This window comes from Bacillus sp. CCNWLW194, assembly GCF_037120585.1.
GTDB lineage: Bacteria > Bacillota > Bacilli > Bacillales > Bacillaceae_G > Bacillus_A > Bacillus_A basilensis.
The window spans coordinates 1-18,433 of the sequence record NZ_JBBBBL010000030.1; the positions used below are offsets into that span (position 1 = coordinate 1).

Annotated in this window: 16 protein-coding genes and 1 pseudogene; 13 read left to right on the top strand and 4 right to left on the bottom strand. The window is 36.0% G+C overall.

The window, feature by feature from the left end; all coding sequences use genetic code 11:
• Positions 1-535 precede the first annotated feature (535 nt).
• Positions 536-1,540 (top strand): LacI family DNA-binding transcriptional regulator, encoded by a 1,005-nt coding sequence (locus V7S50_RS32605; RefSeq protein WP_336376790.1) that lies wholly within the window; start codon positions 536-538, stop codon positions 1,538-1,540.
• A gap of 86 nt (positions 1,541-1,626) precedes the next feature.
• On the opposite strand, the gene V7S50_RS32610 is transcribed toward V7S50_RS32605, so the two are convergent.
• Entirely contained in the window at positions 1,627-2,907 is a 1,281-nt protein-coding gene (locus tag V7S50_RS32610; protein WP_336376789.1) for an MFS transporter, read from the bottom strand.
• A 491-nt stretch (positions 2,908-3,398) separates the two neighbouring features.
• On the opposite strand from V7S50_RS32610, the gene iolG reads away from it, so the two are divergent.
• The 8 genes and pseudogenes from iolG to V7S50_RS32650 all read left to right on the top strand — a co-directional run.
• The gene (gene iolG / locus V7S50_RS32615; protein WP_336376788.1) at positions 3,399-4,424 is read left to right on the top strand and encodes an inositol 2-dehydrogenase; all 1,026 of its coding nucleotides are present in this window, start codon (positions 3,399-3,401) and stop codon (positions 4,422-4,424) included.
• A gap of 457 nt (positions 4,425-4,881) precedes the next feature.
• Positions 4,882-5,880 carry a 5-dehydro-2-deoxygluconokinase gene (gene iolC / locus V7S50_RS32620; RefSeq protein WP_336376787.1) on the top strand — a complete coding sequence of 333 codons (999 nt, stop codon included), beginning with the start codon at positions 4,882-4,884 and terminating at the stop codon, positions 5,878-5,880.
• A gap of 77 nt (positions 5,881-5,957) precedes the next feature.
• A complete protein-coding gene (locus tag V7S50_RS32625) occupies positions 5,958-7,421 on the top strand; it encodes a CoA-acylating methylmalonate-semialdehyde dehydrogenase (RefSeq protein WP_336376786.1) in 1,464 nt (487 codons plus the stop codon).
• A 154-nt stretch (positions 7,422-7,575) separates the two neighbouring features.
• Positions 7,576-9,510 carry a 3D-(3,5/4)-trihydroxycyclohexane-1,2-dione acylhydrolase (decyclizing) gene (gene iolD / locus V7S50_RS32630; protein ID WP_336376785.1) on the top strand — a complete coding sequence of 645 codons (1,935 nt, stop codon included), beginning with the start codon at positions 7,576-7,578 and terminating at the stop codon, positions 9,508-9,510.
• 122 nt (positions 9,511-9,632) lie between these two features.
• Complete coding sequence (gene iolE / locus V7S50_RS32635) at positions 9,633-10,529, top strand: myo-inosose-2 dehydratase (protein ID WP_336376784.1); 897 nt, start codon at positions 9,633-9,635, stop codon at positions 10,527-10,529.
• Between the two features lie 128 nt (positions 10,530-10,657).
• Positions 10,658-11,545, top strand: coding sequence for a class II fructose-bisphosphate aldolase (locus tag V7S50_RS32640; RefSeq protein WP_336376783.1), 888 nt, complete (start codon positions 10,658-10,660; stop codon positions 11,543-11,545).
• Between the two features lie 403 nt (positions 11,546-11,948).
• Positions 11,949-12,740 (top strand): 5-deoxy-glucuronate isomerase, encoded by a 792-nt coding sequence (locus tag V7S50_RS32645; protein WP_336376782.1) that lies wholly within the window; start codon positions 11,949-11,951, stop codon positions 12,738-12,740.
• 3 nt (positions 12,741-12,743) lie between these two features.
• Positions 12,744-13,160 (top strand): annotated as a pseudogene (locus V7S50_RS32650) (Rpn family recombination-promoting nuclease/putative transposase); the annotation flags it as partial.
• 250 nt (positions 13,161-13,410) lie between these two features.
• Here the strand turns inward: V7S50_RS32650 and V7S50_RS32655 are convergent.
• The gene (locus V7S50_RS32655) at positions 13,411-13,569 is read right to left on the bottom strand and encodes a Phr family secreted Rap phosphatase inhibitor (RefSeq protein ID WP_000721407.1); all 159 of its coding nucleotides are present in this window, start codon (positions 13,567-13,569) and stop codon (positions 13,411-13,413) included.
• Positions 13,569-14,669 carry a response regulator aspartate phosphatase gene (locus V7S50_RS32660; protein WP_242253587.1) on the bottom strand — a complete coding sequence of 367 codons (1,101 nt, stop codon included), beginning with the start codon at positions 14,667-14,669 and terminating at the stop codon, positions 13,569-13,571. The genes V7S50_RS32655 and V7S50_RS32660 overlap by 1 nt, the downstream gene beginning before the upstream one ends.
• A gap of 370 nt (positions 14,670-15,039) precedes the next feature.
• On the opposite strand from V7S50_RS32660, the gene V7S50_RS32665 reads away from it, so the two are divergent.
• The 4 genes from V7S50_RS32665 (at position 15,040) to V7S50_RS32680 (ending at position 16,948) form a co-directional block, all read left to right on the top strand.
• The gene (locus V7S50_RS32665) at positions 15,040-15,258 is read left to right on the top strand and encodes a hypothetical protein (protein WP_252209299.1); all 219 of its coding nucleotides are present in this window, start codon (positions 15,040-15,042) and stop codon (positions 15,256-15,258) included.
• A gap of 447 nt (positions 15,259-15,705) precedes the next feature.
• Positions 15,706-16,287 carry a hypothetical protein gene (locus tag V7S50_RS32670; protein WP_336376781.1) on the top strand — a complete coding sequence of 194 codons (582 nt, stop codon included), beginning with the start codon at positions 15,706-15,708 and terminating at the stop codon, positions 16,285-16,287.
• Between the two features lie 158 nt (positions 16,288-16,445).
• On the top strand, positions 16,446-16,673 hold the full coding sequence (locus V7S50_RS32675; RefSeq protein ID WP_000206850.1) for a hypothetical protein: 228 nt from the start codon (positions 16,446-16,448) through the stop codon (positions 16,671-16,673).
• A gap of 92 nt (positions 16,674-16,765) precedes the next feature.
• Complete coding sequence (locus V7S50_RS32680) at positions 16,766-16,948, top strand: hypothetical protein (RefSeq protein ID WP_242253584.1); 183 nt, start codon at positions 16,766-16,768, stop codon at positions 16,946-16,948.
• A gap of 576 nt (positions 16,949-17,524) precedes the next feature.
• On the opposite strand, the gene V7S50_RS32685 is transcribed toward V7S50_RS32680, so the two are convergent.
• Positions 17,525-18,367 carry a M23 family metallopeptidase gene (locus tag V7S50_RS32685; protein WP_242253583.1) on the bottom strand — a complete coding sequence of 281 codons (843 nt, stop codon included), beginning with the start codon at positions 18,365-18,367 and terminating at the stop codon, positions 17,525-17,527.
• Between the last annotated feature and the right edge of the window lie 66 nt (positions 18,368-18,433).

Consider the following 18,433-nt stretch of genomic DNA (forward strand, 5'->3'; position numbering starts at 1 on the left):
CAGAAAAATCCCCTCCATAGTAAACAGGTTAATGTGCTTTCTTTTTCCTGTCTACTATAAGGGGATCATATCATAATACAGGGCTCTTCTTTATTTTTATTAATCTAATGATTAGAGACATTAGTGAACTACTCGCCACTTAGCAAAGCTTGAAGTGGGAGCTTCTCAGTTCCACGACGAAAGAAACCTTTCGACGCCCTGAGCGTTACTTCTAGATGTCCAACGCTTGGACGCTCTCTGTGTACGGTTGATATTTTACGCAGGAACCGAATGGCTTGGTTTTCGCACTCTATTTTCTTCCTACAACCTCCTATATCAAGCTATCAAAGAACTTCGGATAGCTAGTTTATCAAAAGTTTTTGGCTATGCCAAACTGAAATTCATCTCCCACCTACCGTTTGGCTATTGTCCTTCACATGCTTGAGGAAGGAGAATTCTTCCGGTAAATTCATTAAAAAATTCCTTTTGTGTACCAAGAAGCAAAATATTTTTATGATAAAATATAGAAAAAGATGATTAAGAAGGGATAATTAAAGTGAAACCAACAATTTATGATGTTGCGGAAAAAGCAGGTGTATCAATAGCAACTGTATCCAAGGTAATTAATCAAACTGGGCGTATTAGTGAAAAAACAATAAACAAAGTAAATCAGGTAATGGATGAATTAGATTACCAGCCAAGTAGTGTAGCAGCAGCGTTAACAGGTAAAAAAACATATACGATTGGGGTACTTGTCCCAGATATCTCAAACCCATTTTTTGCTGAAGTAGCAAGAGCGTTTGAAAATAGTGCAAGAGAATCAGGGTATACACTCATTTTATGTAGTACAGACCATCAAACAAAACGTGAGCATGAATACATTGATTTATTATTTAAAAAGCAAGTAGATGGCATTATTATCGCGACGGAGCTAAATGATTATAAACTTGTTAAAAAAATCGTGAATCGAGATTTGCCACTTGTATTATTCACTGTAGATCATCCTTCCATCACGACTCATGTTGTGACAACTGATGATATGAGGGGAGGCTACCTAGCTGGAATTTATCTAACGCAAAAAGGTCATACATCTTTAACGATTATGATGGAGAAGGATAGAAAAAGTAGCTTAGGCAGATTGAATGGTTTCAAACAAGCGCTTACGGATTCAGGGATCCCGTTAGATGATGAGGCTATCATTAGCTGCTATTCGACAGTGGAAGATAGTAAACGTGCAAGTAAGGAATTACTTCATTTGCCTAACAGGCCTACAGCAGTTTTTGCTTGTACAGATTTGATTGCTATATGCCTTATGAATGAAGCAAGAAAACAAGGGCTTTCAATTCCAGAAGATTTATCAATTATTGGATTTGATAATACAATCTATGCTGAGATTGCAGATCCAGGGTTAACAACAATTGAACAGCCAATTAAACAAATGGCAGCCTGTACGTTTGAACAATTGCTAAAAACGATGGAAATGAAGGAGCATGCTAAGCAAAAAATTACTATTATTCCTCAATTAGTAGAGCGATCATCAGTAAAGGATATTACATGTTAGCATTTTCGATATCCTACTTGAATGTAACAAAAAGAAGGTCATCTTAACCATATACAGTTATGATGACCTTCTTTTATATTTAGGATTTATACAGAGAATTGTTCACCGCTTTTCGTATTTAAATCCTGCTTCATCTCATTTTCCTTTGGAATAGTAAGGAAATGAGTTAAAAATGCACCAAAGAAGTACAAACCAGCAAAGATCCACATCACGCCGCCTACACCTAATGGACCGATGAAGGCAGTTACCACTAATGGTCCAACGAATGCTGATAATCCTGAACCTAAATTTAAGACAGACATTGCAGCTCCTTTATTTTCAGGAGATAAAGATGGAACTAATGCTGTAAGAGGTACATAACCGGCAAGTGTTGCTCCATAGCAACAGGCAACAAATAATATTGCCCAATAATTATGTCCGACCATTTGTGGTACATAATAGAGTGCAAGAGTTACAATTCCGCAACCGACTCCTCCGAACCATTTAATCGTATTTACCCAGCCAAACTTGTCTCCAACAATACCAAAAATAATATTAAACACCATATTTACAAAGAATAGAGTACCCCAAATTTGTAGCCATTCAGTCATCGTAAAATTATATTTCATCATATAAGTAGGCAGGAAAACAACAAATCCAAACTGAGCAGCCGAGTTTATAATTTTAACTATACCACCTATACCAACTTTAGGATTTTCAAATGCGATGGTAATGCCTTTTAGTAATTCGCTTGATTTGTTAGCGCTTACGATTTGTGCTTTAAACTTGTCCTTATTTACAACAATTGAGAATAATCCCCCGATGACAACAAAAATTAAAGCGCTCCATAATGTAGCAATTTCTCCGATTTTCGGAACCATATAACTAGAATAAAAGGCCCCTATAACACTAAGCCCTAGCTGGAATACGAACCAGAACCAGCCAACTGCTCTTGAAAGCATTTGCTGAGGAGTACTGTAAGATACCCAAACTAGGAAAGAATAGGCAAATAAGGGATAACCAAACCCTCGTAGGGCATAGCAAATTAATATTACGGGATAATTCATATGTTGAATTCCTATACCGATGAATCCGATTGAACCTAAAATGAATGATACTAAACCAAACGTCATGACTTTTCTTGGTCCCCACATTTGTACAAATACCCCCGAAAACCAAGAAGAAGCAGATACAGTAATTCCGTAAATAGTAAACAGGAAAGCCGCATGTTCTAGCGTTAGTCCTTTTTCAACGAGATAAGGGGATAACCATCCCTGTTCTAACCCGTCCCCAATCATAAAAACGATAATTCCTATGTATCCCCAAGTTAAATTAGAAGGGATACCAATCTTGTCCATAAATGTTTTGTTTGAACTAATAGCGTTCATTCTCCCACCACCGATAAGTTTTTTGGTTAAGCGCTTAATTATTTTTGATAAAAAAAGTATACGCTTACATTATGGGAGGCGTCAATTAAATTTTTTGACAATTTACAACTTTCTTTTATAGAACATTCTATTTACTTATTGGAGAATAAAGTAATGATGAATATGAAAAGAAAGGCATACCTTATAGATGGGTGGTTACTATTTAAAAGGCTGGGTTTTCTTTGTTATATCAGTATTTTAAAAGAATATATTTGTAGCTTTTTAGAGTGTTTATTTCTAATTATTAATTTTTATTTTTATGTAATACGTATATTGAGGGAATGCAAAATTCGGATGAAAAGAAAAGTATTCAAAAAAATAAAAATGTTTTCAATTTGGAATCAAGTGTGTATAATGAAGAAAAATAGGGAAAGCGCTTAACTAAATTGATGTGCTAAACCTTATAGACTTTCATTTCGTTTCTTAAATTTTAATAAAGAGGGAGAAATCATATGAATGTTTTAACGATTGGTATTATTGGTGCTGGACGAATTGGGAAACTGCATGTAGATAATTTGCAGCTTATGCCACAAGTAAAAATTAAAGCGGTTTCAGATGTAGTGATTAGTCATCTAGAAAAGTGGGCTGAAGATAAAGGGATTTCCACGCTGACTACAAACTATCAGGATTTATTAGCAGATCCAGAAATTGATGCTGTCTTTATATGTTCACCAACAAATACACATGCGCAAATTATTAAAGAAGCGGCTCTTGCGAAAAAACACATTTTCTGCGAAAAGCCTGTTAGTTTCTCAGTAGAAGAAACATTAGATGCATTAGAAGTGGTAAAAGAACAAGGAGTATCTCTTCAAGTAGGTTTTAACCGTCGTTTCGATCCTAACTTCAGAAAAGTCTATGATCTTATTCAACAAGGAGAAGTGGGACACCCACATATTTTAAAAATTACGTCTAGAGATCCACAACCGCCAAGTATAGAATATGTTCGTTCTTCAGGTGGATTGTTTATGGATATGATGATTCATGATTTTGATATGGCTAGATATGTGATGAATAGTGAAGTTGTTGAAGTATTTGCATATGGAACAACATTAATTGATCCATCCATTCAGGAAGTAAATGATGTTGATACAGCAATTGTCACATTAAAATTTGCAAATGGAGCTTTAGGGGTAATTGATAATAGCCGTCAAGCTGTTTATGGATATGATCAGCGTGTTGAAGTGTTTGGTGAAAAAGGTGCGGTCGCTGCGGATAATTGCTGTCCGACAACAGTACAAGTTTCAAAAACAGAAGGTGTTGTAAAAGACAAGCCGCTTTATTTCTTCTTAGAGCGCTACACGCAAGCTTACATTGAGGAAGTAACACAATTTACAAAGTCAATTATAGAAGGACAAGCTGTTATTTGCAGTGGTAATGATGGATTACAAGCAGAGCGAATTGCGAAGACTGCGAAGGAATCCTTACTAACAGGAAAACCTGTACAAATTGAACATAAACAGCCTGCATTAAATCAATAAAGAGAGCGCTTACTTCTAGATAGATAAAGAGTAATGAATAGTAGGTTTTTGAACTACTCACCACTTAACGTCCTTACGGACTGTTTGAAGTGGGAGATTCCTGCGAACACCGTTGTATCCAACAGTTATCTTAGCAGGCGCCGCCCGTAGTCCCTACGGTGAAAACATAAGCATCTTGTACGTTGACTCACCACGTTTCCTACTTTAGCTTGGTTTTCGCAACTTCAGCAAACGTGGGGCGAAAGAACGTTGAAGATTTTACGGTTGCGACGTTTTTCTGCAACCAACCTCATATCTTCAGTTTTCAAAGAGCAATCTGTACAAGTATATAGTAGCAAACATGTTGGCTTATGCCAACCGACATTCATCTCCCACCTAAAATTGGTGTTTTACACCTTCACATTTTTGAGGAAGGAGTCTTTTGTCGGAAAACGATAAAGCATGGGAGGTAGTAACAATGAATCCACTTATTTTTAAAGAAGATTGTCCATTAGACCTTATTGCAGTTGGACGTTTATGCGTTGATTTAAATGCCAATGAAACACAACGTCCTATGGAAGAAACAAGAACGTTTACTAAGTATGTGGGAGGTTCTCCTGCCAACATTGCGATTGGTGCGGCGCGTCTCGGCTTACAGACAGGATTTATCGGTAAAGTGTCCGACGATCAAATGGGCCGCTTTATTACAGCGTATCTACAGGATAATAAGATTAATACAGATCAGATATGTATCGACCGTACAGGTGCAGTGACAGGTCTAGCATTTACAGAAATTAAAAGCCCTGAGGATTGCAGTATTTTAATGTACCGCGACAATGTCGCAGATTTAAATCTTGATCCAACAGAAGTATCTGAGGACTATATTAAACAATCAAAGGCTCTCTTAATTTCAGGAACAGCTTTAGCGAAAAGTCCTTCTCGCGAGGCGGTATTTTTAGCGCTAGAATATGCGCGTAAGCACGATGTAGTCGTATTTTTTGATGTGGATTACCGCCCTTATACATGGCAGTCAGAAGCTGAAACGGCTGTGTATTACAATCTAGCGGCTGAAAAATCTGATGTCATTATTGGAACGCGTGAAGAATTCGATATGATGGAAAAACTATTAAACTACGAACAATCTAATGATCGAGTTACAGCTGAAAGATGGTTTTCTCATCATGCAAAAATCGTCGTAATTAAGCACGGCGGGGATGGTTCAATCGCTTATACGAGAGACGGTCAATCTCACCGCGGCGGTATCTTTAAAACAAAGGTGTTAAAGACGTTTGGCGCTGGTGACTCGTATGCTTCTGCGTTTATTTATGGCCTAATGCAAGGGCTTGAGATTCCTCAAGCGATGCGATTAGGTGGTGCTTCTGCTTCAATCGTTATTTCTAAACATAGCTGTTCGGATGCAATGCCAACAAGGGCAGAGATTTCTGCATTCATGGAAACGGCTGAGGAAATTGTATAGAAACATCATAAATGAGTAATCAAGTAAGTGCGTATCTTATGTACGCTTCTATATTACATAAAAGGGAGAGAATGAATATGACAGTACAAACAGCACAAATTGTAAAAAACTACATTGGCGGCGAATGGGTAGAATCTATTTCGGCTAAGTTGGAAGCGGTATACAATCCAGCAACAGGGGAAGTAATCGCCCAGGTACCACTTTCAACAAAAGTAGATGTTGAACAAGCTGTATTAGCAGCAAATGAAGCATTCAAATCTTGGTCCAAAACAGCTGTGCCAAAACGTGCTCGTATTCTATTTAAATATCAACAATTATTAGTAGATAACTGGGAAGAGTTGGCGAAACTTATTACGATTGAAAACGGAAAAAGCTATAACGAAGCTTATGGTGAAGTTCTTCGTGGTATTGAGTGCGTGGAGTTTGCAGCGGGTGCTCCTACATTAATGATGGGAAAACAGCTACCCGATATTGCAACAGGTATTGAGTCTGGTATGTATCGTTACCCAATTGGTGTTATAGGCGGAATTACACCTTTTAACTTCCCAATGATGGTTCCATGCTGGATGTTCCCACTTGCGATTGCTTGTGGTAATACATTTGTATTAAAACCTTCAGAGCGTACACCACTTCTAGCAGCAAGATTAGCAGAATTAGCTGAAGAAGCAGGCTTACCAAAAGGTGTATTAAATATCGTAAATGGCGCTCACGATGTAGTAAACGGTCTATTGGAACATAAATTAGTGAAGGCAATTTCATTTGTAGGTTCTCAGCCTGTCGCAGAATATGTATACAAAAAAGGAACAGAAAACTTAAAACGCGTGCAAGCATTAGCGGGTGCGAAAAACCATTCTATTGTATTAAATGATGCGAATCTTGAATTAGCAACAAAGCAAATTATTAGTGCTGCATTCGGTTCTGCTGGTGAGCGTTGTATGGCTGCTTCTGTTGTAACAGTAGAAGAAAAAATTGCAGATCAATTAGTTAATAGATTAGTAGAAGAAGCGAATAAAATTGTGATTGGCAATGGTCTGGATGAAGATGTATTTTTAGGGCCAGTTATTCGTGATAACCATAAAGAGCGCACAATTGGTTACATCGATTCAGGTGTAGAACAGGGCGCTATATTAGTTCGTGATGGACGTGAAGATACAGCTGTAAAAGGAGCTGGTTACTTCGTTGGGCCAACAATTTTTGACCATGTTACAAAAGAAATGAAAATCTGGCAAGATGAGATTTTTGCTCCTGTTTTATCTATTGTTCGTGTGAAATCATTGGATGAAGCGATTGAAATTGCCAATGAGTCTCGTTTTGCAAATGGAGCTTGCATTTATACAGATAGCGGGGCAAGTGTACGTCAATTCCGTGAAACAATTGAATCAGGCATGTTAGGTGTGAATGTTGGGGTTCCAGCACCAATGGCATTCTTCCCGTTCTCTGGCTGGAAAGATTCTTTCTATGGTGATCTTCATGCGAATGGTACTGACGGCGTTGAGTTTTATACTAGAAAGAAAATGCTTACATCTCGTTGGGAAAAGTAATCATTAAGAGAGAAGTAGACTCTTTCTAGTTGTTTGTAAGCGAAAGTAACGCAAGTGGTAAAACATAAAAAGGAAGTATTAGGAGTCTTTCAAATTCCTAATACTCCTTTTTCATATGCAGAATGACTGTTAGAGATAGAAAGGAGCAAATCATATGCAAACTGTTAGAATGACGACAGCGCAAGCATTGGTGAAATTTTTGAATCAGCAATACGCAGAGTTTGATGGAGAACAACATAAGTTTATTAAGGGAATCTTTACGATTTTTGGTCATGGAAATGTAGTAGGCCTAGGTCAAGCTTTAGAAGAAGACGCAGGGGAATTAGAAGTATATCAAGGAAGAAATGAACAAGGGATGGCAAATGCTGCGATGGCCTTTGCTAAACAAAAACATAGAAAACAAATTATGGCATGTACTTCTTCTGTTGGTCCTGGATCAGCAAACATGATTACTTCTGCAGCAACAGCTTCTGCAAATAATATTCCCGTTTTATTACTTCCAGGAGATATATTTGCAACGAGACAACCTGATCCTGTTCTTCAACAAATTGAACAAACACATGACTTATCTATTTCTACGAATGATGCTTTTCGTGCAGTAAGTAAGTACTGGGACCGGATAAATCGTCCTGAACAATTGATGACAGCTATGATTCAAGCCATGCGTGTTTTAACGAATCCGGCAGATACAGGAGCTGTAACAATTTGTTTACCACAAGATGTCCAAGGGGAAGCGTGGGATTTTCCAAGTTACTTCTTTCAAAAGCGCGTTCATCGTATTGAGCGTCGCCTACCTACAAAAGCAAGCTTAGCGGATGCGGTTGAAATGATTAAGAGAAAGAAAAAGCCAATTATGGTTTGCGGTGGTGGTGTAAGATACGCAGAAGCGGCAGAGGAACTGAAACAGTTTGCTGAAACATTCCACGTTCCATTTGGAGAAACGCAAGCTGGGAAAAGTGCGATTGAAAGTAGCCATCCATATAATCTTGGCGGCATTGGGGTAACTGGAAATTTAGCAGCTAATACAATTGCAAAGGAAGCGGATCTTGTTATTGGGATCGGGACGAGATTTACTGATTTTACAACGGCATCTAAGCAATTGTTCCAGAATAAAGAGGTTGAGTTTTTAAACATCAACATTTCGGAATTCCATGCGAACAAACTTGATGCATTGAAGGTTATAGCGGATGCAAAAGAAGGACTTCTTGCTCTAATAGATGAACTGCAAGCAATTGAGTATCAATCTAGTTACACAGTAGAAATCACTGATGCAAAAGAGGCTTGGGAAACAGAATTAGCACGTCTACATAATATTCGCTTTACAGGTCAAGGTTTCACGCCGGAAGTTGAAGGTCATTTCGATGAGAATTTAAATGAGTATGTAGACGCACTTGGTACAGAATTAACACAGACTGCCGTCATTGGACAAATCAATACATTACTTGACGAAGATTCGATTATTGTTGGTGCAGCAGGAAGTCTTCCAGGTGATTTACAAAGAATGTGGGCACCTAGAAAACCTAATACATATCACATGGAGTATGGATACTCTTGTATGGGTTATGAGGTTGCCGGCGCGCTTGGTGCAAAGCTAGCTGAACCATCGAAGGAAGTATATGCAATGGTAGGGGATGGAAGTTACCAAATGCTACATTCTGAGCTTGTCACAAGTCTTCAAGAAAACAAAAAAATTAATGTTTTATTGTTTGATAACTCTGGATTTGGCTGCATTAATAACTTACAAATGGGTAATGGAATGGGGAGCTTCGGAACAGAGTTTCGTTACCGAAACCAGGAAACTCGTAAATTAAACGGGGCTATTATGAAAATAGATTTTGCAGCTAGCGCGGCTGGATATGGCGTAAAAACGTATCGTGTTACATCGATAGAACAATTACAGGAAGCGCTTAAAGATGCGAAAAAACAAACGGTTTCTACATTGATTGATATTAAAGTATTACCAAAAACAATGACAAATGGATACGAATCATGGTGGCATGTAGGTGTTGCAGAAGTATCTAAAAGTCAAAGTGTACAAGCTGCGTACGAGAGTAAAGTAAGTAACTTGCAACAGGCAAGGTCTTATTAGATTAGGGCACAAAGAGAGCTTTTTATCTACATGCATATTGATTAGGAAGCTCTTTTTTCAATGACCAGTTAAGAGAATTTGGCGAAATTCTATCACATTTTGTAAAGAGGAGAGACAAGGGGATGTTCAAAGAAAATACAATTAAGCTTGGAATTGCACCAATTGCTTGGACAAATGATGATATGCCGGAGCTAGGAGCAGAAAATACGTTTGAACAATGTATTAGTGAGATGGCACTAGCTGGATTTAATGGAAGTGAAGTAGGGAATAAATATCCGAGAAATACAGTTGTATTAAAAAAATCTTTGGAATTACGAAACTTGGAGATTGCTAGTGCATGGTTTAGTACGTTTTTAACAACGAAGCCGCTTGAAGAGACGGTAGAAGAATTTATTAAGCATAGGGATTTCTTGCATGACCTGGGTGCAAAAGTCATCGTTGTTTCAGAGCAAGGGCATAGTATTCAAGGTTTAATGGATGTACCACTATTTAAAAATAAGCCTGTTTTTACAGAAGAAGAGTGGAATAAGCTTGGGGATGGATTACATCACCTCGGTAAATTAGCCCAGGAAAAGGGGCTACATATTGTATACCATCACCATATGGGTACGGGTGTTCAAACAACGGTAGAAATTGAAAAGTTAATGGACATGACTGATCCAGAGCTTGTATCCCTACTTTTTGATACAGGTCATCTTGTTTTTTCAGGAGAAGAGCCGCTTTATGTTTTGAAAAAATATTTACCTCGTATTAAACATGTACATTTAAAAGATATTCGCCAGGAAGTAGTAGATGCTGTAAAGGAAAACAATTTAAGCTTCTTACAGGCAGTGAAGAATGGTGCATTTACAGTTCCTGGAGATGGCGTAATTGTATTTGATGAAGTGTTTAATACCCTTGCGAACTCTGAGTATAAAGGATGGTTTGTGGTAGAAGCAGAGCAAGACCCGGCTCTAGCGAATCCTTTTGAATACGCATTAAAAGCTCGAAAATTTATACAAGAAAAAGCAGGTTTGTAATTTAAGCGTTTTAAGATTATCCCTAAGTAAATGGTATGGTAATCAACATGTCTTCTTAAAAAAGGGGTAAAAAGACGAGAAGGTTGATTTTACATTTAATAAATAATATTGAAAAAGGTGAATGTGTAATGCCATTAGTTCAAATGAAGGATATTTTAATAAAGGCAAATCAAGAGAATTATGGGGTTGGTGCTTTTAGTGTCGCTAATATGGAAATGGTAATGGGAGCTATTCAAGCAGCTGAAGAGTTACGTTCCCCGCTCATTCTACAAATTGCGGAAGTTCGTTTGAATCATTCGCCCATTCATATAATTGGTCCTTTGATGGTAGCTGCAGCGAAAAAAGCAACTGTTCCAGTAGCAGTTCACTTTGATCACGGTATGACGTTTGGAAAAATTAAAGAGACATTAGAAATTGGTTTTAGTTCGATTATGTTTGATGGCTCTCACTATCCGTTAGAAGAGAATATCCAAAGGACAAAAGAAGTTGTGGAGCTTGCGAAACAGTACGGAGCGACAGTAGAGGCTGAGATTGGCAGAGTAGGTGGTAGTGAGGACGGATCAGAAGATATTGAAATGATGCTGACAAGTACTAAAGAAGCAAAAAGATTTGCAGAAGAAACAGATGTTGATGCGTTAGCTGTTGCGATTGGAAATGCGCACGGGATGTACAATGGAGACCCTGATTTACGATTAGACCGCTTGCAGGAGATTAATGGGATAGTCGATATTCCTTTAGTATTACATGGTGGGTCTGGCATTAGCCCAGAGGATTTCAAGCAATGTATTCAACATGGTGTTCGAAAAATTAATGTAGCAACAGCGACGTTTCAGAATATAGTTTCTACGGTTAACACTGCTGTCCTAAATACTCCTTATTCAGATTACTTTATGTATCATCAAGATGTAATTGAGGCCGCATACGAAAACGTTAAAAATCATATGCTCATTTTCGGAAGTGAAAACAAAGCACAACCAGAAAAGGTTTCTTCATTAAATAATAGAAGGAACTCATAATTTAGTTAGCTGACAAAGGTAGAGAATGATAGAGTAGCCAGTGAACTACTCGCCACTTAGCAAAGCTTGAAGTGGGAGCTTCTCAGTTCCACGACGAAAGTAACCTTTCGTCTCCCTGAGCGTTACTTCGGGGTGTTCCACCCCTAGATGTCCAACGCATGGATGCTCTTTTGGTACGGTTGATATTTTACGCAGGAACCGAATGGCTTGGTTTTCGCACTCTATTTTCTTCCTGCAACCTTCTATATCAAGTTATCAAAGAACTTCAAATAGCAAGTTTATCAAAAGTTTTTGGCTATGCCAAACCGAAAGTCATCTCCCACCTATCGTAGGGCTACGCCCTTCACACGCTTGAGGAAGGAGAATTCTTGCGGGGAATACGTTAAAAAAGGAGGAGAACATCATGTTAGGTAAATTAGGTGAATTAAATGAAGGATATAATGTATTAACAGAAATGAACGGTCATTGCGGTGATATGTTAATGGATATAGGCATATATAAGATGTTTAATGGAAAAGAAGAGCTGTTATTTGATAATAAGAATGAAACGGCAGTACTTTTACTAGAAGGGGCAATATGCTTAGAGTGGGATGGAATGGAACAAGTTATTCAAAGGCAGTCTGTTTTTGAAGAAAATCCTTGGTGTTTACATGTGGCTAAAAATGTGAAGGTTACAATTACTGCTCTTTCAGATAGTGAAGTGCTTGTCCAAAAAACAGATAATGACCAAGAATTTGCGTCAAAGTTATATACTCCAAATGATTGTCAAAGTGTCGTAGCTGGAGAAGGCGTATGGGAGGGAACAGCTCAGCGTGTTATTCGTACAATTTTTGACTATAACAATGCAGCATATTCGAATATGGTTGTAGGAGAAGTTATTTCTTATCCAGGGAGATGGTCCAGTTATCCACCGCATCACCATGATCAACCGGAGGTATATTATTATCGCTTTAACAAGCCACAGGGATTTGGATGTGCGATGGTAGGTGAGGATGCTTATCGCGTTGTACATAATAGTTTTATTACAATTCCAGGTGAACTAGACCATCCGCAAGCAACTGCGCCTGGATATGCAATGTATTTTTGTTGGATGATTCGACATCTTGAGAATAACCCATGGAATGATCGTATCATGGAGGAAGACCACAAGTGGTTATTAGAACCAAACGCGAAAATTTGGCCAGAAAAAGAATAAACGAAAATAAAGTTTTGGGAAAATACATTTGTTCGTTGAATGTTATTATTACCAGCACATGAAGATGGACATTTAACTCAAACGTTGGAGGAGATTGCAATGAATCAAGATCCAATCATACAAAAGGCAATAAATAAATGGGAAAATATGAGCCATGATTCTTCTTTCCGAACAGCATATGAAGCTCGAGAGAAACTACTTCTAGATGAATAGGCTAAGCTAGCGCATGCAGAACAAGAGGGCATGGAAAAAGGCATTGAGCAAGGTAAGATGCAAATGATCCGAGGAATGCATGGAATTGGCGTACCACTTGAAACTATTGCAAAAGCAAGTAAGTTGAGTGTAGAGGAAATAGAACGTATCTTGAAATTTAAAGTAAATATATATGAACCTATAGTACTCATGAATAAAAGAAAGTAGATCCTCATTATCATGGTACGTCTAATCGTAAAGCATTGCTGAAGATTTTAGCAGTGCTTTTTCTCAATCAACTTTTTGATATTTTTCATTCTGCTCACAATTATATAGAAAAGTTGAAAGAAGAACGTGAATAGTCCGAAACAAATGTGTTTCGGACTAGGGGTTCGATATTTTATCCATTTTATTCAACATTTTTTAAGGATTAATAGGCTGAATTTTCTGATTTCAAAAGCGAGAAAAATGTATTTCGTTAATCAATAGATACCCCGCTAGAGACAATCGGTTTTGTTGGTGCTGGCGTATCTCCACCATTAAACGAAGAGTTTTGTGATACATTTAAACTAATCATGCTACATGCTAATGCACTTACTACTACCATACTCAATAACACTTTTTTTATTTTTTTCATTACTTTAACGCTCCTTTTCTCAAATGTTTCTTATCAGCATTATTACTAATATAGAAATATTTGCTCGCTTTAACATGATTATTTGCCTCGTAAAATTGGAGTGCTAAAATCTCTGCATATTCTTTTACACAATCCCACATGTCCTCTTTTTCAAAATAAGAAATTGCATCAGTAACAACTTTTTCTAGTTTAATTCTAGGTAGTTCTGTGATTAGTTCATTTAAAACTGCGAAACGATGCTTATATTCCTCATTTCCTGATTCATTTGTATACTTTATTCCTTTCTCGATATATGCTTTTGCTGTTTCAACGCCTTCTAATTTATAATATGCTCTTGCTAAGACAAATAATGCTTTAAAATGGTTCGGTATGGTATTTATAATTTCAGAACTCTGTCTAATCGCCAATGGATATAAATCTTGAATATTATATAACCAGCCTAAATTGGATCGTACTCGTAATAATAATTGTTCTTCATCATACTTCTTACAAACATCAATAACCGTATTGAGACATTCTTCCGCTCTTTCAAATTCTCTTAGATCTATACAAGCCAGTCCATATACATTGTCGCATAAAGCAATATTAATTTCATAGCCTACATGATTCCGGTATATTTCTTTGGATTTTACTACATGTTGAATCGCTTCAAATGGTTGATAAGATTGATAACAGTAAGTTGAAAATCTATACTCAAACTCGGCTTTTTCTACTTCATCAGGTATATCAATTAAAAGTTCTTTTGCCTTTTCATAGTGTGTTTTCGCTTCAGTATAATTTGCTAAAATTGTAGAGTGGATTGCCTTAAAGAAATAATAATAGTAAGCTAAAAATGAAAATTCCTCTTTAATATTAGGGAGTTTTTCTATTTGATTAAAAGAATCTTTTGTAATACTCATTCCATCTACCAAGACTTTATATCTAAAATTCAGTAGGGAATAATAGAATGATACATATTGGTCTGTTTCTATTTCCTTTAAACGTTCTTTTACTTGTAGATATGTCTGTTTTGCTTCTTTTACATGATATAAACGAATTTCTTCATACCATTCATGTAATAATTCCATCAATTGCTTATTACTTTTTTCTTGAACAGTCATAATATCCCCCATTTCTCTGTAAAGGCTTATTCTGATAATAACAGGAATTAGATAAATTAAATTTAACTACGTTTTTTTTCACTAATATACAGAATATTCTGAATTGTAATAATGTACATGCTTTTAATTTTGAAAAAGTATAGTTAAGACAGTACAAGTTTCGTTAATGCTTTTTTTGATTTTGATTTATCAATTGTTGTCTATTGAATACTTCTTATAAGAAGTGGCGTAGCACTATAGTAGAAAAAGAGAGAGCTTATACTGTTATGGTATTGAGAAATATATAGGGCTTATTAAGCTTCAAGGGATTCCTCGAGAATAAATAGAAGTATATCAATATCTATTTACATTGAAGAGGGAGCATTAGTTTATGATAAGTTTTGGGATTAATTTCCGCCATATTATTAGTTATACACAAGAGAGTAGGAATCTTAATAATATACGGATTTTAAGTAAGTTCGGTATAAGATTATTTGATATATATGGAGAACCATTACCTGTATCAGATGTTAATCGAGAATTAGTAACGGCATTAAAACGCCAAGACATAAATACGCAAAGATATATATTAAGTCATTTACAAGGTTAGAAAAACCGATATTATACTGCGTTTTTCATACATATGTTCTATCCGATAAACCAAGAAGCTATCATCAAAGGTTTGTAAAATTTTATTTTCTTATATCGATTGAATTACGTAGTAATATTTAAAAATTATTTAATTGGTTACTATAGTTTCTATCACCATGAAATGTATAAACCTCTTCTATATCAATAAAAATAGAATAAAGAATGTGTAATGAAGTACTCATCCAATTATTATGTGTATCACAATTGGATGGGTACTTTTTTACTTATTCCAAAATAGGGACAAAGCTAAATGCAATGGATAGTTATCAAAAAGCGAGTGTACAAATGTAACAAATGAAATTGCTATTCATAAGTGTGGTTCTTCTATTTAATCAAGGATGATTTAATACTTTCTTAGTTTTGGTTAAGGAAATTTATATACTTAAAGTAAAGGGGGTAATTTTTAATGAAGGGGGAGGAGAATTTGAAAATTTTCAACTCAGTTGCTCCTGCGCAAACAAAAAACGAAGATTTACCATTCGATATTTCGTGGATGACCGATTGGATTGTAGACTGGTTTGGTTCTTTGTTTAATGGTGGCAGTGATGTAATAAAAGATGGTGTAGTCCATGCGAGTGTGCCTGCATTCTTTGATGTTATTTTCCTTATACTTTCTGTAGTAATTTTAATATCATTATTAGTTTTTGGGGCTTCGTTATGGTTTAAACATATAAAGTGGAAAAAAAGATCTATATATTTTGGAGTAGGTTCATTTATTCTCATACTTTTAATAAGGATTCTACCAGTGTTAATGTTGACGACACGTTCTTTTGATTTTCAAACCTTTATGAGTAATATGGTGGGCTTAATTACTTCTATAATTTTAGGAACAGCTGTATTAATGTTTTTGATATCTTTAGCATTAGGTATGCTTTATAAGAAATTAGAACATCCCAAATATGGAAAATGGAGTTCAAGTTTGAGATATAGTTCCATTTTTATATTTGTAATGACATTACTAGTACCGGCCTTACTGCGTCATTTATAATTTCGGTTTATAAAAGGAGAAGGAGGAGTAGTGCAAGTAATTTCTATAATATTTCTGTGTAATGATGCTAGTGCTCATTCTCCTGTCGATTTCAAGGTTAAATCTAATAGATTAAAAAATATATGGTACGTGGCTTTGGCCAAGGGGGAGAGGTGCTAGTGACTACTTTTGTTGTAATGGTAAGTATATTCTTAATTCTGTTCGTAATTGGTCCAAAAGCAACTAAGAAAAAAGAAGAAAGAGACAGAATTAAAAAGGAACATGAAGAGAAAATGGAGGTTTTAGAGGAAGAAAAAATTGACTTAGATATTAATGGAACTAAAGTACGGTTACACAAGAAGCCTAAGCTAAAGAGTAGTATATATAAAATAAAGGGTGACAGATAAATTCATAATAGGATTATCAGTTTCAAATATATTTACAAAGTTTTAGTGCAATCAGAAAGGATGATTTCAATGGGAGCTGAAGTTAAATACTGATGGACAGCAGGTTATTTAGAACTAAGGAAGCAGCAATTGGTGACCAGGGGACATCTGGGTTTATATTATTGGATAACCCTAATAGTGAAGGGGATATTCAAGAAGTAGAATTCATAAAAATTATTAAAGATGAAAAAGGGAACGCTATTGTTTTAGAAGTGATAAGAAATGAAAAGGCTTAAAAGCTATATTGGAATGGGGCTTTCGAGATATTATTTTGATTAATTTTTTTTAAAATCTCATGCTTTTTAAAAAGAATAACTATGTTATAACTGTTTTTGTAAAGGGCAGTATTTATGATGTCTTTAATAAAGGTTTAGGATTTAGTTTTTATGCATCTAAATTATAAGACTATATCTACTTCTTTATACATTTTTATGTACTTTGCAACACCTTATACTATCGTAGTGACCTAAGGTTATAAAAATAATTGGGCTACGAAAGATAATGATGTATGTATTTATATTTTTTACACAATTAACGATAGTTTGATAGTTGTTCTGAAGTTGAAACTTATATACTAGTTTTAGTCCTTCGCCAAGCTTCCCTATTAATTCAGCTTATTTTCTAGGAAAGCTTGGCGATAAGTGTGATATATTGTAAGCTTTGCTATTATTACACTTATTTTTGAAAAAGAAAATTATTACCTATATCGGTAACGAAATACGATTCACTTAGTATAGTTGCTTTTGAATAACGTTATGAAATAATATAGTGAGTTGGTTAGAGGCTACTGTGCTAAAAAGTGCATTACTTTTTTATTCAATTACCCATTCCGAACCATTCCATCTATACCATGTCCGATTAGGAGCCCACCACAAGCGAAAATATTGTCTATTTGGATCATTATCAAAGTAGTAAAAGCTTCCTGTATAGAATCCGTTATTATCTACGTAGTACCATCTGATGTTATTAGTTGACACAAATCGGTTTCTCTGGCGCGTGCGATTAATATAAGCGTACCATATTCCGCTATCTTCATCTTCTACCCATCCATTTTGGGGAGTAGGAACAATGCCTGAGACGTTAAACATCGTCCAATTACAAGTTCCACCATTAGTCCAATAAGGGCTATTAAAAGGATTAGTCGGATCAAAATCAGGATTAGGTCTAATGCGTTCAAAATGAATATGGGGTCCTGATACTAAAGCTGAATCGTCTATTTCGCCAAGTAAATCTCCAGTTCGAATTATGGAACCCACTGCTAAATTATTACTAGGGAGAACGTGAGCATAGACAGTAAAGAAGTTATCACTACCTCTAACTACTATCTCATTAGCGCCACACATATCTGGTAACAACCTTCTAGCATTTTCTATACTTTGAAGACTGCTTCTATCAAAAGTTAATATTGTATCATTGGTGTTAATATCAAACACTTCCCACATATTAGCCCCATCATTGGGGTTTTCAGTTGGTCTGCTGAAACATTGGGCATCGCGTCTGATAAATGCTACTGTGCCACTCTCTACAGCAAAAACTTGTGTTCCAAATTCCATATTATTAAAGCCTAAATCTTTAGCCCCTGTTTCATGGCAACCATCGGTCATTACAACTTGTTCTGATGTTCTAAAGGGATTACGTTGATACTGAAAAGGCAAATCTTATTCATCCTTCCTATTAAATTAATATATTGAAATTAAAAATTTTAGGATTAGTATCCATTT